Below are 16,705 nucleotides of genomic sequence, written 5' to 3'. Positions count from 1 at the left end.
TATGATATATATTAACGATAAAGAAAATTACGCACTTTAAAGTTCCATAGGAACAAAAAAGTGCCCTATAAACTATAATTTCTAACTCCTTATATTTGCTAAAGTAGTATCTTTTTTTATCATAGAAAAGGTTGTAAAATCACACATTCTTACATACAGTTATAGGATCATTTTTATCCTAATTAACTAAAAACCATATAACACATTTGTAAAATAAAATTCTAAAAAAACCTTGCAGAAAAATTCTACAAGGTTTTTGCCTATACACACAAATTAATCACTATATTAAAATAAAAGGGTTTATAATTCATCGCAATATTATTAAATATAAGCTGCTTTAAAGGCTTGTTGGACAGCTTGTACTTCTAATGAGTCTTTACCATATAAGTTCGTTGCTACACGAATACAAGCTTCTTTTAATTCTTTAAAGTTAGAAGTCATATTTAATTCATCCGTATTTGCATAATAGAAAATATCAAACATTTTATCTTCTCCAATGCCATGTACGTTTACTCCATTATGGTTTCCACCACTAGCAATCAAGTAAGCTACTTTATTAATAATGCTAGAGTTCGTGTGTACACCACCATGATCGTGGTCAGCATCAATAGGTAAGTTATTATAATGTCTATAGTCCTCCGGATATCTAGAAGAGATAGATGATGGGTTTTTCATATCTCTAAAAATACGACCAGATTGTTCTCCCATTGTCCAATTGAACTTTCCGTTATTTGCATACTTTTCAACTGCTACTCCTAAAATATCAGATAACGCTTCATTAATTGCACCAGCTTCTCCTGCGTACTCAAGTCCAGACTCATTTCTTGTAACCGCGTGTGTAAATTCATGTCCTGCCACATCAAATGCTCTAACAATTGGATCTCCATATACCAGCATAGCCCCATTACTAAATGCATTAAACCACTGCTTAGGATTCCCTTTATTCGTACCATTTGTGTTCCAACCATGAACGACAGAAATTACTTTTTGTCCGTTATTATCAAAGCTGTTACGGCCATATTTTTCTTGATAAAAATCATATACTTTCGTTGCTAAATAATGGGCACTAACTGCTTTAGGATCTGTAAAATTTGTAGAATTACTTGTTACTAAATCATCGAGATAACCCCATACATTTCTTCTATAATTATTATAATCTTTATAATTAGCAGTATATGTTTCAATTCCCTTACCACGAGAATAATCTGCAAGCATGTACGTTCCATCACTTCGCTGCGTAATTCCAAACGTACGATTAATACCTAAGTCATCTTTTCCTGTACCTGTTAATTTTGAAGGATCTTGTGATTTATTTACTGTCGCAGATTGGACAATACTACTATCTACTTGTATACCTAATTTTTGAACGAGTTCTTTTAATAGATTACCACCAAAAGCATCAATTAATACTGTACCAGATACATATTCAGGTGTAGATGCACTAAAAGTAATTTGATATGCGTTTGTAGCTTTATTTGTATTTTCATCTACATATACTACTTGTTTAATTTCTGGTTCTTCAATAAATGTAAGATCATTTCCATAGATGTTGAAAAGCTGTTTCTTTGCATCCTCTTCTGATAAAGTAATAGGTTGTTTCAAATCTTCCTGTTGTTGTAGATCTTGGGCACTATCCCCCGAAACGCTCGTAAGTACACCATCATCATTAATATGTGCTGTTAGTTGATATCCGTATACATCACGTCCTTCATACGTTTGTTGAAGACGTACCAATGTAGTACCATCATAAGATTTACGACTTTGCGTAACATTATAATTAACTTTGGATTCCGTATTAACTTGCTTTGATGATAATGCTTGTTCTGTTTTTCCTTTTAGTGCATCCTTTGCTACATTTTCTGCCGAATTTTGAGAAGGTGCTGTTAAATTACCTGTTCGGAACGTATCCTCCTTTGTGTCCACTTTTAAATCTTCTGTTGCCGCATGTACTCCTCCATAAGGCATAATCGCCGATAACACCACTCCTGTAGTTAAACCTACCTTTACGAAATTCTTCATATTTTTACTCCTTTTTAATCTTATTATTAAGTTAAATAAATGTTTTTCAGAATTGGAAACATAGATATTTCAAACTATCTATGTTTATCTACTGTTTATGAATTGTGATTCCTCATAATATAGATAGATTGCGTCGTTACTTTTAGATTCATTTCATTTCTCAAAAATTACTCATTATATAAGCTATCTTTATATTTATTCATATACGTTATTTTTTGTGGTTCTGATAACATATTTATTGCCATCCACACATTCTTTTTCATTTCTAATTTTTGCATTGGTATCTCTTTTAAAACCGGATTACTTATAATTTCTTCCATTTCTTCATCAATTCTTTTCATAAGATTTTCTTCTGGATTATTTTTTAAATAAGTATTTTTCAGTCCCCATTTTGTCATTATAAATTCATTTGTTTTATTCATAGGATTAATAATAGTAGCTTTACTAGTTAATCGTTTTTTTATTTCATCATGATAGATTTTAATTTTATATCCTTCTTTTAGTGGAATAGTATCTTTTACAATCGTTACATTTGTCCCTTCCATTTCCTTCGTATAAATTTTTTCACCTTTCTCATTAAACACCTCTATTGATGCGTATTTTTCATCTGCATAATAGCTATGAGGCGTTTTAGTAGTAACCGTAAAAACAGCCCGCTTTTGCTCTAAGTCTGTATTTAATTCGGCAAACTGATCATCTCCTAATCCTAGGAATTGAATCGTTTCATTTACCAAATTGCTCACTTTCATTTCGTTAACATCAATCGTTAGACTATTATCCTTTTCCTTTACATAGGCATAATACGAACGGAAATGATACATTCTATCCATTTTCTCACCTGAAATTTCAACCGTATAAACCCCATTTGGTACGTCTTGTAAATTGATATCTGCTGTTTCAATTGTTTTTTCTTGAACAACTGTATTCCCTTCTTTTAATTTAATCTTTCTTCCTTTCAATGTATCTATTTCATTTGTATTTAAATGGATATGCAAATTCCCTTTTAACCCAAGTGAAGCAATTTGCTGATTCGTAACTATTTCAAAGTTAGAGTTTATCGGAATATCAGGATCAACTAGAGCTCTCGCCTTAGCTAATTGTGATTCAGGCACTATATACGCTAAAGAAGTAACTGCCGGATAACCTTTCGCCCTATTCATCTCTATTTGTTTATGATTAAGCTTAAAGCCCCATCTTTCAAAAACGGGTGTAAAATCAACTTGTACATTCTCGCTATAATACTGATTCATTAAATCTGGTAAAGAATGGTCACCTTTTTTAAAAGCAGCATTACTAGCTAGTTTTCGATAACCTTGATACATTTTTGCAAAAGCTTCATCGCCAGCTTTTTGTTTCGCCATCGTTAAAAGAATAAGTTTTTGTCGCAAATCTAAATCATCATAATTTTTATTTTCTTTCATTAAAGCATTGTATAAATTCCGTTCTACCTGTTCCTTCTTCCCAAAATTAAATAACCAACCAACTTGATCTGCTTTTTTGCCGTATTTACTATATTGATATTGAACACCAAATAGATTATTAGAAACTTCTCCTGTAAATATTCCTTGATTATCAAAACCAGCTTGGTATCCATGAGCGATTTCATGTAAAGTTCCCCAACTTAGTTTATCTAACCACATCTTTGTACTATCTGTACTATTGGCTGTCCAATTTGCGCCATAATAGGCACCGCCAGCACCAGATATATCTGCTTTTAAGAAATAACGATTTTGACTTTTTTTATTTTCAACCGTTGAGCCATCTAAACCAATAATTGAATCATACATCGCAAAAATATCTTCATAATATGCAATTAACTCATCCAACGATTGAAAATCTTTTAAAGATCTTACTAACTCTTTATCTTTTTTAGGTACAAATAATTGAAAACTCTCCCCTTGAATTAACGCATACTCTCCATCAAATTGATCCCATGTACTAAAAAATTGAGATACACTTCCTTGTTGTTTATAAATCGGAAGAGGTTTAGTAGCACTTTCATTCCCTAGTTGGTACTCAAGTACAGCGTGCTCTTCACCATACGGAGTATCTATGAAAGGAACTAAAGGCGTATCACCTTGAATGGTAATCCATTCATTTCCTACTTGTATGGATTTTTCATTTTTAGAGTCATTAGACAATAAACGTAATGTTAATTTGTCTTTAAAATTAGGATTCGTTTGTCTTACCTTTAATGGTGTATTTCTCTGCAAAATAAATCCTAAATCTTGTCGATCGTGATATTTACCCTTACTTATGCCCGCCTGAAATATCCAAGTAGGCTCTTCTAAACTAGTAATTTCTTTTACATTTGTTCGTTCATCAGCATGTAAGTGTATATTTCCTATGAGGAAAAACATTGTATACATGATGCCTATAACAAGTAGCCTTTTCATTTACATATCTCCTTTTCTATTTTTTATATACAAAATACAATAAAACCCTCCTTCTTTACTTATAACTGTCGTCAGTAAGTTACTTATTAGTGTAATTATTATAGTTACATTAGCTCATGATTATCAATCATTAAATATATGTAATTTTGCATATATGGATATAAAACCGAAATTTTTGAAATACCGTGAAATGATCCAATATTATTTCATACATTATTCAATAAAAAAACACACGAAGCCCCTTAAGTCTTCATGTGTTTTCATACATGTTATTACATTTGTAATTGAATAAATTATCTTATTCTGTAATATTAAATTTTGAAACCAGTTCCGTTAATTCTTCCACCTTTTCTTTCATTTTGTTAGATTGAATTGATATTTGTTCAATTGATACAGCTTGTGATTGAATTGATTTTACTGTTTGAAGAGTCTCTTTTTTTACATCCGTTGCAGTTTCAGAAACTAGCGAAAGAGAAGCATTTACTTCTTCTGTACCAGCAGACATCTCTTCTGTCGCTGCGGATACTTCTTGAATTTGACTTGTAATCTTATCAATATCTCTCATAATAGACAAGAAGGTTTGATTCGCTTTGTGGGCAGCTTCTTTTCCTTCTACTGCCTTCTGTTGGCCTTTTCGCATGACATTAACTGTATCTTGAGTATCTTGTTGAATGGATTTTATTAAATGATTCACTTCCTTTGCAGATTCTTTAGATTGCTCAGCCAAGTCTCGAACTTCTGCGGCAACCACTGCAAATCCTTTCCCATTCTCTCCAGCACGTGCCGCTTCAATAGCGGCATTTAAGGCAAGAAGATTCGTTTGTTCGGCAATATTAGTAATTGCAGCGAGAGCTGTATCAATCTGTTGTGTACGTGTAACAAGTTTATTTATTACTTTTGATGTTTCCTCGACAACATCATGCACACTATTCATTTGAAGAATAGAGTGATTTATCACTTCACTACCGATATTTATTCGTTCTGTAGTCGTTACTGCTACCTCAGCGACTACTGCTGAAGATTCAGCTACAGTTTGCACCCCTGTTGTAATTTCTTCCATTGAGGATGAGCTCTCCTGAATACTAGTTACCTGTCCTTCTATTTTTGTTTTTACTTCTAAAACAGTCTGTACAACCTCATTTGAAATACTAGACGCTCGATTTGTATCTTGTAATACGCCCTCCGTAGTAGAAATAACCTCTTGTGTTGTCATCTTAACATTCGCAATTAATTGTTGAAGGTTATCTAACATACTATTAAAAGACTGAACAATATGCCCTAATTCATTATTTGCTTTATAAGGAGTACGTGTTGTTAAATCTCCAGCTGCTACTTTTTCCATATCATTTTGTAGTAACACAAGTGGTTTTCGGATAGTTAATTTAATAATATATCCAATTAATATAATTATCAAAATTGCTAAAAGCGAAATACTAACAAACATTATCATTGTATTTTGAGCACTATTATTATTTTCCTTCTGTAAAAGCTCTGCATTATTACTATTATATAAAATTAATTCACGAATTGATTTTATTGATTTTTGCATATTAGGTTCAATCTCTTTTAGGTAATATGCATATGCTTCCTCATTATTAGATTTCCCTAATTCTTGCGCTTTCTTCATTTGAGTTCTTAATTTATTAAATGTTTCATAAAACGTGTTATATAATTCTTTTTCTTTAGTAGAAATAACTTTAGCCTCAAACTGCTTTAAAAGATAATCATTTTCCTGACGAATTCCGTCCATTTCTCTTATTAATTCATTCATTCTTTTTTCATCTTTTGATACCATATTTTCCATAAAGTTCATATTAACATGATAAAAATTAGATTCTACAATACCAATCCACTCAATTGGTAGTAAATTATCCTCATACATATTAGAGGAAGTACTTTTCCCTCTTTCTAATCCCCAAAACCCTATTAGGGATAATACTATACATGCAATACTTGATATAGTTATTAATATGTTTAGTTTTGTACCAACCTTACTGTTTCTTAATAATTCCAATTCACTTTCTCCATTCTAATATATAGTTTAAGTAATGTATTTTATACCAAGAATCCAAAAATTACGATGTTTATTTTGTAATATGCAATTTTGCATATCATCCACTACTGATTCAAAATAACCTAACATTGTAATTTTGGTTTTCCAAAAATTCATGATTATGAACACACCCTATTAATTCTTGAACTTCTCATCCAAAATATCCAAAAATATTGTGGCACCAGGGGAACCCATCATTGATGTATAAATTACACTACCATACAAGACTAGCTTAAAAATATTTTTCTTATTGCTCATTTTTCTATTTCCTCTCTATTAGAAGTACTCCTAGCACATCACACTAATAAAAACGATAGTATTAAAAAATAAGGAAAGACATAACACCTATGTCTTTCCTCTAAAATTGTAACACTCAATATACTCTTAGCTCTATTTGATTTGCCAGTTAAATCCTCACATTTCTTTCTTTATAATATCTCCTAACTCCGTCCAACTTGTAATCCGCGGGATATTGAGATGTTGATTGTAAGAAGTAGTTTTTACATACACATTTATCGGTTTTCCTATTAACGTTTCTAAGACTGCCGGCTTATCATCAAAGAAATAGTTTAATTTTATTTCTTGTATGAAGTGTATTTTTTCTTCATCCTTCATTCCATAGAAAAAGCGATCTTCATGTACCGGAAAACCTTTTTCTATTAACCATTTTTTTGTTTGCTCTCCATGTTCTTTAGGCCGTGCTGTTATATAGTATATTTCATGTCCCTGTTTTTCTAATTCTTGTAATGTCTCTACTGCATATGGAAACGGTGAACAAGAAGTATAATAAATCTCATCCAGCAAACTATTCCACATATGACTGCCTTCCTCCGAAGTCATGCCAAATGCTTCATGAATTTCAATTGTTTTTAAAGAATGAAATACATCCAATCCTACTTTTTTGTTTAATTTCTTATTATATAAATGAAAAGCATGCTGCCTTAAATCAATTAATGTATCATCGATATCAAATCCAAACTTCACTCTTCATCGCTCCTTTCTGCAATCCATTTATCGGAACATATAAGTAGCTTTTATTCTCCTTATATTTTCCGATATTCTGGATAGCCAATAAATCTATAATCTTTTCCAACCTGGGTAAATGATACATCCTTAAATTCAATTGCATCTTGCATTTTAGTAATACCAGTCCCCTCTACAAAGCTAGGCGCCAATCTGCCCCCAATAATTTTTGGTGCGACATATAATATAAGTTTATCCATCAATTTATTTTCAATAAACGAAGCATTTACCTCTCCACCACCTTCAATAAGCAGGGAGGAAACTCCTTTTTGCCCTAAAACATCAAGCATTTCATGTAAGTTTATATGCTTTTCTCCGCTAGTAACAAATACTTTAACTCCTGCATTTTCTAATGCTATCTTTTTTTTCGCTGCATGATTACTTGTTGTAAATATCCAGGTAGGAGCTTCTCCATCTGTAACAACATTAGCTTCCATCGGTATGCGTAATGTCGAGTCCAATATTATTCGAATTGGATTTCGTCCATTTGGAATACGCGTTGTCAATGATGGATTATCCTTTTGAACAGTATTCGCTCCTACTAAAATAGCCGCATTTTCGTTTCGTATTTGGTGTACTTCTTGTCTTGCTTCTGTAGATGTAATCCACTTACTATCCGATGAAGACGTAGCGATTTTACCGTCTAATGTAACTCCTGATTTAATCGTTACAAATGGACGCTTTGTCAAAATATATTTATTAAAGACTTCATTCATTTTTTTAGATTCTTCTTCACACACTCCTACAAGTACTTCAATACCTGCATCTTGTAGAATTTTAATTCCACGTCCAGAAACAAGCGGGTTTGGATCAAGTGTAGCAACTACTACCTTCTTAATTCCTGCTTGTACAATTGCTTCAGCACAAGGCCCTGTTCTACCATGATGAGAACAAGGTTCAAGAGTTACATAGATTGTAGCACCACGTACCTGTTCTCCAGCCATACGTATCGCATGTATTTCGGCATGTGGTTCTCCGGCCTTCATATGTGCTCCGACCCCTACAATTCGATTATCATTTACAATTACAGATCCAACCAATGGATTTGGAGTCGTTTGTCCCTTCATAGCCTTGGCATTTTCTAGTGCTAGCTTCATATACAATTCATGCTCAAGCATGTAAGTGTCCCCCTTCAAAATGTCCAGAACGCTGAATCTTCGTTTGCAAATATTTCTCATTAAACTCTGAGATATCACCCCATAACGGTTCACGACTCGTAACATTTAATCCAGCTTTTTGTAACGCTTCTAATTTTTTCGGATTATTTGTAATAAGTTTTACAGGTTTTGAGCGTAGCGCTTTTAATACTTCAATTGTATCATCATAGTTTCGAACATCATCTTCAAAGCCTAGGTTCAGATTAGCTTCTACTGTATCTAACCCATTTTCTTGCAAGAGGTACGTCATTGCTTTACTAAACAAACCAATTCCTCTTCCTTCATGATTCGCTAAGTAAAATAAAGCACCTGAACCATGTTCTGTAATCATTTGTAAAGACTGCTTTAATTGGAATCCACAGTCACAACGTTTACTACCAAAGATATCACCGGTGTGACAAATACTATGCATACGAATTAGGGCATCTTCAGAATTCTCAAAATCACCATATACAAGCACACTAGATTGCTGCATATCAGCTAAATTAATAGAGGAGAGTTTTTCGATAATTCCTTCTACACTATTTGTAACCTCACTACATTGTAACCAAGAATACCATTGGAAAACTTTAGTCTCCCCATATAAATTAATTGGTAATTTGATAGGGCCTACTAAAGAAATATCCTTTCCATCTTGATGTATAAATTGAATTTTATCTTCTAACATATGAATTGTATCTGTTGTAACCATTAGGTACCTCCTAGTATTGAGAATCTCTAAAAATTCTCTTCCATCGTTATATTTTTTATTGTTTAACTTACACAACGTAAGTATTTTTACAGATGCTATTCTTTTTTCTCTCAGCTTATATGCAATATGTATCATTACAACTTTGGCCATTTAAAGAAAAGAGTTTTAGTTACATAAAACAACTTAGTTACTTTATGTAAGTGAGTATACATTCGTAATTATTTTACGTCAAGTAATTAATTATAAAAACATTTGTTACTAATAGTAAGATGTTATATAATTTGTTTTAGGAGGTGAAGGAAAATGAATGATTCTACATTATGCCCTCGCTTTGAAAAAGGAATGAAATTTTTTAGTCAACGATGGACAGCACTCATTATTTACCAACTTTTCTCTGGACCTCAGCGCTTTTGTACGCTTGAATCTTCTCTTCCTGTTAGCGGAAGATTACTTTCAGAAAGATTGAAAGAGTTAGAACTAGAAGGAATTGTCGAACGTAAAGTCTTTCCTGAGACACCAGTTCGTATAGAATATTCTTTAACTCAAAAAGGATTTGCTTTAGAAGCTATTATTCGCGGAATAGAAGCATGGTCACAGGAATGGATAAAACTTGAGGAATAACATAAAAGCTTTTTCGTATATAGTTTTAAGTAATCAAATTACAAATATCTATAATTAAAACGCTAGTTTTTCAAACATTTATGAAAAGCTAGCGTTTTTGAATGAATAAAATTTAAGAAATGAAACAAGGTGATCAAAGCGATCACCTTGTTTCTTTAAAGATTAAAATATTGTTTTTAACAACTTTTATTAATACATACGCTATTAATAAATAGAACGAATAAAATTCTTGTAACTAAACAGTTTTATTTTCATAATACCGTTAGGTTATCCCGCTATTTCCGGACAGTAAGACCTCTACTGATTAAAGTTTCACTTTATTACATTTGAATATTACTTATGAAATTTCACACGCTCTTCAAGTGGTTGGAATTCTTTTTCACCTGGTGCAGCTGTTGGATTACCAAATGGCATTTGTGCAATTAGTTTCCAATTAGCAGGGACATTCCATTCTTGTTTTACCTCATCGTCAATTAATGGATTATAATGTTGTAAAGATGCCCCTAATCCCTCTGCTTCTAAACCTGTCCACACGACTAATTGGTGCATACCTGATGCTTGGTGTGACCAAATTGGGAAGTTTTCAGCATATGCAGCAAATTTTTCTTGAAGCGATTTAACGATAGCCTCATCTTCAAAGAATAGTACTGTTCCATAACCAGCTTTAAAAGAATCCATTTTTTGTTGCGTTCCTGAGAAATCTCCATCTCCAACTACTTTTCTTAATGTTTCAGTTGTAATATCCCATAATTTATCATGAGCTTCACCAAATAATACAACTAATCGCGCAGTTTGAGAATTGAAAGCTGATGGAGTATATTTCACAGCAAACTCCACAATTTCTTTAATTTTTTCATCCGATACTTGTACCTCTTTGTTAATTCCATAGTAAGTACGTCTTTCTTTCAGTGCAGTATAGAAATCTTTTGTCATAATTCATTTCCTCCTAAGTTTTAATATTCTTCAAAATGATACATTGCGAAGATAATATGAGTTGAAATGAGTTCATTTTTGAACCATTGAACACCATAACACCAATTGCTAGTCATTCTGAATCTAAACCACTGCTTCTTGCTTCAGTTTCCCTAAAAAAACACCTATAGCATCATTGATACAATCTAGTGATCATTCGGTATTATTTTACCCATTCTCTATTCATGTATCCTGCTTGTTTCATATTTACACAAATATGAAAATAACCTTAAATTGCTGGTCAAAAAAGCCAGGTAGCATGAATAACACATTACCTGGCTTTTTACATTTTTAATTTAAATTCAACTAAACATTACCAATGAATAGTAGTAAAAACTATACCTGTCACTTATTTAATAATTAACATCTCATAAGGATGTTGTTCCATAAATCTATTCTCCCAGGGAATCTCTAATGATGTCCAATTTGAACCACCGTCTACTGACTGATACACTCCTTTATTGCTAAACAGATAAAACGTTCCATCACTTGTTGCCTTTAATACTGGTATGATTGTGCCTTTAGGAGTTGGTAAACCTACATTCATTTCTGCCCAAGACTGATTTTTTTCTTTCTTATAAATAAATGATTCACAATTTCCATTATTGTAATCATGCGCTACGTGTGGATTTGAAGATGTCGCGATAATAATATTTTCTGGATCATTTGGGTTAACTGCCATTTGATATGCGTAATGATGCTTTAGCCCGCTACACATATAGTTCCAAGTCTTACCTCCATCATTACTCTCCGCATACTCTTGACCTGGTTCTTTCAAGAATGAATCACCTAACACCCCGTATAAACGATTTGGGGCATTGCGATGTGATGTAAGAATGTGAATATCTTGAGGATAGTTCCCCTCTTTTTCCTCAGTCCATGTCTTACCTCCATCTACACTTTTAATTAATCCGCCTACCTCAATAGTCGTATAAATAGTTTCTGGATTATTAGCATCAATTTCAATATGTTTTACATGGTGTGTATATGTTCTTTGAGGAAAGAACCATGATGAATATGATGGCATTTGTCGATAATCAGTTAGCAGCTCAAAACTGTCTCCTCCATTTTTGGATACGAACATTGCGCTCGGTTCAGTTCCTACATATACAATCCCGTTACCGTCATCCCCCTTCGCTAGAGATACAGAAACTGCTGTAATAGCTCTCATATGAATAGCATTAGCTGGGAACACTTCACCAAATGAAGGCAACGTACCAATTGCTTCCCATGAACTTCCTCCATCTTTACTTCTCCATAATCCTCTATCAAAAGTACCACAATACATTCTTTCTTGGTCGTATGGATCTGAAGCTAACGCAACCGGATTCGCACCTACAAACTGCGATTGGACGCTCCATGTTGAGTCTTTTTTTTCTGCAATTACAAGTTCTCTATCAAACGCTAATATGAATTTTTCCATTACTAAAATCTCCTCGCTTCATGAATTTTCTACTATGTTATTTAAATTTTGAACATTACAAGTTAAGAGGTGTATTTTGTATGCTATAGCATACAAAAGATAAATTTTATAAGCAATATGTGATTAAAAACTTACATTATATAATTTGTTAACTTCACATCAGTATAATGAACAAGATGTCCTGTTAACTCATATAAGTCCATATGCCACCTCTAAATAAATCGCAATTTACATGCTATAGCATATATAATATAGAATCCATTATTTTATGTCAAACTTTAATACTGTTAATCAGTTCTTTAGCTCGCCTAAAGTAATTTAAAAGTCATAATATAAACAGAAACATTTTATTGAATAGAAAATAAAAAAAGAGTGCAATTTTTGCACTCTTTTTACTTATTTCTATTAGAAATCAAAGTTATCAGGATCTGGACCAACGCGGTGATTTTGATTTAATGCATCGATTTTTTCCATATCTTCTTTCGTTAATTCAAAGTTAAATACATCTGCATTTGCAATAATGCGGTGCTCTTTCGTTGATTTTGGAATTGTGATCACTTCATTTTGAAGGTCCCAACGTAAAATCACTTGTGCTGTTGTTTTACCATGTTTCTCAGCAATTGCCTGTAATGTTTCATTATCTAATAATTGACCTTGCATAAGTGGTGACCATGCTTCCATTTGAATACCTTGTTCTTTACAGAAAGCTTGTAATTCTTTTTGTGTTAAACGAGGATGGTATTCTACTTGGTTGATCATCGGCTTAATTTCTGCATCTTTTATTACATCTTGCAGATGGTGAATTTGGAAATTACTTACGCCAATTGCACGTACACGCTTTTCTTTATAAAGTGTTTCTAACGCTCTCCATGTATCTTTATATTTCCCTTCTACAGGCCAGTGAACAAGATATAAATCTAAATAATCTAGCTTTAATTTTTTTAAGCTCTCTTCGTATGCAGCAATCGTTTCTTCATATCCTTGATCTGCGTTCCATACTTTTGAAGTAATAAATAATTCTTCTCTTGAAATACCAGTTGTTTCAATACCGGCACGAATCCCCTCACCTACAGCTGCTTCATTTCCGTAAATTGCAGCTGTATCAATGCTGCGGTATCCTGCTTTAATTGCTGATTTAATCGCTTCTACAAGTTCTGGTCCTTCTTCTACTTTAAATACACCTAAACCAAACCAAGGCATTTCCACACCATTACTTAATACTGTTTTACTTTGTAAATTTTTCATTTTATTTTCTCTCCTTTTATTTTACTTGATCTCTTTTTTCTAATGTCATGCTCCATGCTGTTAAAATAACAGCACCTACTACCATAATGCCGCCTACCCAAGCTGTATGAATTAACCCTAACGAGTTCGTTACAATACCGCCTAAATAAGCACCAAGAGCAATCCCAGCATTAAACGCCGCAATATTAATTGCCGATGCAACATCGACAGCACTCGGTACAAATCGTTCAGCTAACATTACGACATATACTTGTAACCCTGGAACATTCATAAATGCGAATAGCCCCATTAAAATAATTGTGATTAACCCAGCTACCTTAAATGGTGCCGTAAATGTTAAAACAAATAGTATAATCGCTTGAATAAAGAACATGTAGAATAGCGCTCGAATTGGATTATGATTCGATAATTTTCCGCCAATCACATTCCCTATCGCAATGGCGATTCCATACACTAATAAAATGATAGTAACCGTATTTGCTTTAAATCCTGTTACCTCTTGTAATAACGGAGATAAATACGTAAAAGTTACGAATGTTCCCCCATATCCTAATGCAGTAATAATGAAAACTAGTAACAGTCTTCCGTTCGTAATCAGTTTAAATTGATCGCGGAATGATACAGACGCACCTTTTTTCATATTAGATGGAATGAGAATACTATTTGCAATTAAGGCGATAATTCCAATTACTACAATTGCTAAAAATGATGTTCTCCAGCCAAATTGTTGACCAATAAATGTTCCAATTGGTGCACCTGTAATAGTTGCAACTGTTACACCAGTAAACATAATCGCAATCGCGCTAGCCCGTTTATTTTCTGGGACAAGTGCCGAAGCAATTGTTGAACCAATTGACATAAACACACCATGCGAAAGTGCAGAAATAATTCGCGCAATAAGTAATACAGTGAAGCTTGTTGCTACCGCTGCGATTCCGTTACCAATAATGAAAATAATCATAATCCACATTAATAACGTTTTTCGTGACATATTAGCTGTTAATGACGTTAATACTGGAGCCCCAAACGCTACGCCTAACGCATATAAAGAAACTGTTAAACCAGCCGTTGTAACCGACACATGTAAATCTTCCGAAATAGATGGTAATAAACCGACACTAACAAATTCAGTTGTCCCAATCCCGAACGCACTAATTGCTAACGCTAACAACGCAAATATACTTCTTCGATTCGTCTGAACTTCTGAAGACGATGCTGTATATGAATTCAATTGAGTTTCCCCTCTTCCCTATAATTCCTATCATAATAGTGCGATAAAAAGGCCCTTTTATCTTCTAAAAAACATATTTAATCTCTACAAACGCTATTATGAATGGTTTCATTCTTTTTTTAAAGAACGCACTTTAAAGTACTATAGGTACTTTTTAGTACCGTAAAGCTTGTTTCTCTCTTACATGTGCTATTATGAATGATAATCACCCTAATAAAAAGTACGTACTTTAAAGTACTATAGGTACTAAAAAGTAACATTTATATAACCTAGCTTATTTTGCTCAAAAATTGAAATCTACATTCCATGAAAAAGACTTTCAAATGAAGAAATACACTTTCCCGTAGAGGCAACTTTAGAGAATATTACTTAAACATATAAAGGATCATGTTCATTACCACAGACAAATAATAAAAAGGCAAAAACGAACAGAAATGTGTTCATTTTTGCCTTTTTTATTTAATGATTAAAATGTACGACTTTGGGAAAGGAAATCTGCATTAGCTCCTGTTACACCACTTTGTCCCCAGTTCCCTGGAATCATTTCACGAATAAGAATTAGCACTTTATCCAAAGGTGCATGAGTATATTTAGATGTTACTTGTGTAAGTTCGTTTACCCACTTATCCTTTGTCTCTTGATCAAATGTATTCCATATATCAATCTTAATAATAGCCATTCCATTAACGTTACGACCTAGTGTATCGTAAGACTCTTTTGTCTCCCAATCGGACACCCTACTTTTCACAGCAAAGGTAGCATCACTTGCTACAGCCCCAGCTTTCCCCCAGTTTTCTTTCTCAAGTTCCGTTATCAACACTTGAATTTTGTCAGGGACAATTTTTAATAGTTTTATTGTAAGTTCCGTTACACTATAAATAAATTCCTTCTTTTCTTCTGTTGACATGGTTGGCCAAGTATTTAGCTCGATTAATGGCATAGTATTGCCCCCTAAATTTAATTATCTATTGACTAGTTACAACTATTGGTTCAAATGATTTTTAACTGCTCTTACTACCAATTCGTGATCTTCTTCTGGTGGTAATCCTGAAACTGTTATCATTCCAATAACCCCTACGTTTTTTATCCTGATAGGAAAGCATCCACCAAACGCAGCATATTCCGAAGTATCTAAAAGATATTTTTCATTATATGAAATTCCAGTTATTTCACTTTGTATCTGCATATAATACGAGCTACGATCATGCAGGGAAACGACTCGTTTTTTACGCTCAATCCATTTCGTATTTTCCGCATTTGTCCCTGTCATCTTGAAATGAAATAATTGCACACCATTTTTCGTTATATCAACAGCAATCAATTTCCCCTCTCGCTTTGCTGTTTCAACGATAAATAAACCTAGTTGCAAGGCATCTTCATTTGTAAAAGAGGAAAATTGAAGCGTTTCCTCTTCTTTTAAAATTTGTTTACTTATTTCATTCAAATTTGAAGTGCTCATATCTTTAACCTCCATAATTGTTTTATGCCACACCGACATTTTTTCGAAATTATTAGGCCATATAGTACAACCCTTCAATCAATCTGATTCTAAATAAACTGCTGTAACATCGTTGGTAACTAGTAGTACCGTAAAGCTTGTTTTCTTCTTACTGGTGCTATTATGAATGATATTCAAAGTTATAAAAAGTACGCACTTTAAAGTGCTATAGGTACTTTAAAGTACTATTCTACTTATCCCTATCTTACAGAGACTATTATGAAATATATTTAACATCTTAAAAATGTATGTACTAAAGAATAATATTTTTAATCACTAACTTTTTTGATCAATCGTTATAATCCAATTTCATCAAAATTTTTATCAATTATTACACTATCCAACAATAGGAGGAAACAAAGATGGATGAAAATAT

13 protein-coding genes are annotated in these 16,705 nt (G+C 33.0%); 1 reads left to right on the top strand and 12 read right to left on the bottom strand.

Annotated elements, in window-relative coordinates:
- Window positions 1–321 precede the first annotated feature (321 nt).
- The 6 genes from DN401_RS05180 to DN401_RS05155 form a co-directional block, all read right to left on the bottom strand.
- The gene (locus DN401_RS05180; RefSeq protein ID WP_000788189.1) at window positions 322–2,019 is read right to left on the bottom strand and encodes a M4 family metallopeptidase; all 1,698 of its coding nucleotides are present in this window, start codon (window positions 2,017–2,019) and stop codon (window positions 322–324) included.
- A gap of 167 nt (window positions 2,020–2,186) precedes the next feature.
- Window positions 2,187–4,415 (bottom strand): putative mucin/carbohydrate-binding domain-containing protein, encoded by a 2,229-nt coding sequence (locus DN401_RS05175; protein WP_000826225.1) that lies wholly within the window; start codon window positions 4,413–4,415, stop codon window positions 2,187–2,189.
- Window positions 4,416–4,713: 298 nt separating this feature from the next.
- Window positions 4,714–6,429: a methyl-accepting chemotaxis protein gene (locus tag DN401_RS05170; protein WP_000422017.1), complete on the bottom strand. Its 1,716-nt coding sequence runs from the start codon at window positions 6,427–6,429 to the stop codon at window positions 4,714–4,716.
- A gap of 453 nt (window positions 6,430–6,882) precedes the next feature.
- Entirely contained in the window at window positions 6,883–7,452 is a 570-nt protein-coding gene (locus DN401_RS05165; protein ID WP_149287618.1) for a 5' nucleotidase, NT5C type, read from the bottom strand.
- Between the two features lie 59 nt (window positions 7,453–7,511).
- Window positions 7,512–8,609: a bifunctional diaminohydroxyphosphoribosylaminopyrimidine deaminase/5-amino-6-(5-phosphoribosylamino)uracil reductase RibD gene (gene ribD, locus DN401_RS05160; protein WP_000889435.1), complete on the bottom strand. Its 1,098-nt coding sequence runs from the start codon at window positions 8,607–8,609 to the stop codon at window positions 7,512–7,514.
- Window positions 8,602–9,339 carry a GTP cyclohydrolase II gene (locus tag DN401_RS05155; protein WP_086404022.1) on the bottom strand — a complete coding sequence of 246 codons (738 nt, stop codon included), beginning with the start codon at window positions 9,337–9,339 and terminating at the stop codon, window positions 8,602–8,604. The genes ribD and DN401_RS05155 overlap by 8 nt, the downstream gene beginning before the upstream one ends.
- Window positions 9,340–9,642: 303 nt before the next feature.
- Here DN401_RS05155 and DN401_RS05150 point away from each other — a divergent pair, with 303 nt between their 5' ends.
- On the top strand, window positions 9,643–9,960 hold the full coding sequence (locus DN401_RS05150; RefSeq protein WP_098213429.1) for a winged helix-turn-helix transcriptional regulator: 318 nt from the start codon (window positions 9,643–9,645) through the stop codon (window positions 9,958–9,960).
- Window positions 9,961–10,293: 333 nt separating this feature from the next.
- Here DN401_RS05150 and DN401_RS05145 read toward each other — a convergent pair whose 3' ends face one another.
- The 6 genes from DN401_RS05145 to DN401_RS05120 all read right to left on the bottom strand — a co-directional run bounded on the left by DN401_RS05145 (window position 10,294) and on the right by DN401_RS05120 (window position 16,329).
- Entirely contained in the window at window positions 10,294–10,893 is a 600-nt protein-coding gene (locus tag DN401_RS05145; protein WP_000158938.1) for a nitroreductase family protein, read from the bottom strand.
- A gap of 388 nt (window positions 10,894–11,281) precedes the next feature.
- Complete coding sequence (locus tag DN401_RS05140) at window positions 11,282–12,355, bottom strand: WD40/YVTN/BNR-like repeat-containing protein (protein ID WP_074554952.1); 1,074 nt, start codon at window positions 12,353–12,355, stop codon at window positions 11,282–11,284.
- Between the two features lie 405 nt (window positions 12,356–12,760).
- Window positions 12,761–13,600, bottom strand: coding sequence for an aldo/keto reductase (locus DN401_RS05135; protein ID WP_000793565.1), 840 nt, complete (start codon window positions 13,598–13,600; stop codon window positions 12,761–12,763).
- A gap of 16 nt (window positions 13,601–13,616) precedes the next feature.
- Window positions 13,617–14,831 (bottom strand): MFS transporter, encoded by a 1,215-nt coding sequence (locus tag DN401_RS05130; protein ID WP_149287617.1) that lies wholly within the window; start codon window positions 14,829–14,831, stop codon window positions 13,617–13,619.
- Between the two features lie 466 nt (window positions 14,832–15,297).
- Complete coding sequence (locus DN401_RS05125) at window positions 15,298–15,771, bottom strand: tautomerase family protein (protein ID WP_017657589.1); 474 nt, start codon at window positions 15,769–15,771, stop codon at window positions 15,298–15,300.
- 42 nt (window positions 15,772–15,813) lie between these two features.
- Window positions 15,814–16,329, bottom strand: coding sequence for a heme-degrading domain-containing protein (locus tag DN401_RS05120; protein ID WP_105559683.1), 516 nt, complete (start codon window positions 16,327–16,329; stop codon window positions 15,814–15,816).
- Window positions 16,330–16,705 lie beyond the last annotated feature (376 nt).

Source organism: Bacillus sp. BF2-3, from assembly GCF_008368795.1.
GTDB lineage: Bacteria > Bacillota > Bacilli > Bacillales > Bacillaceae_G > Bacillus_A > Bacillus_A cereus.
The sequence above is the reverse complement of the archived record's forward strand: the minus strand, read 5'-3'. Positions and strand labels throughout refer to the sequence as shown.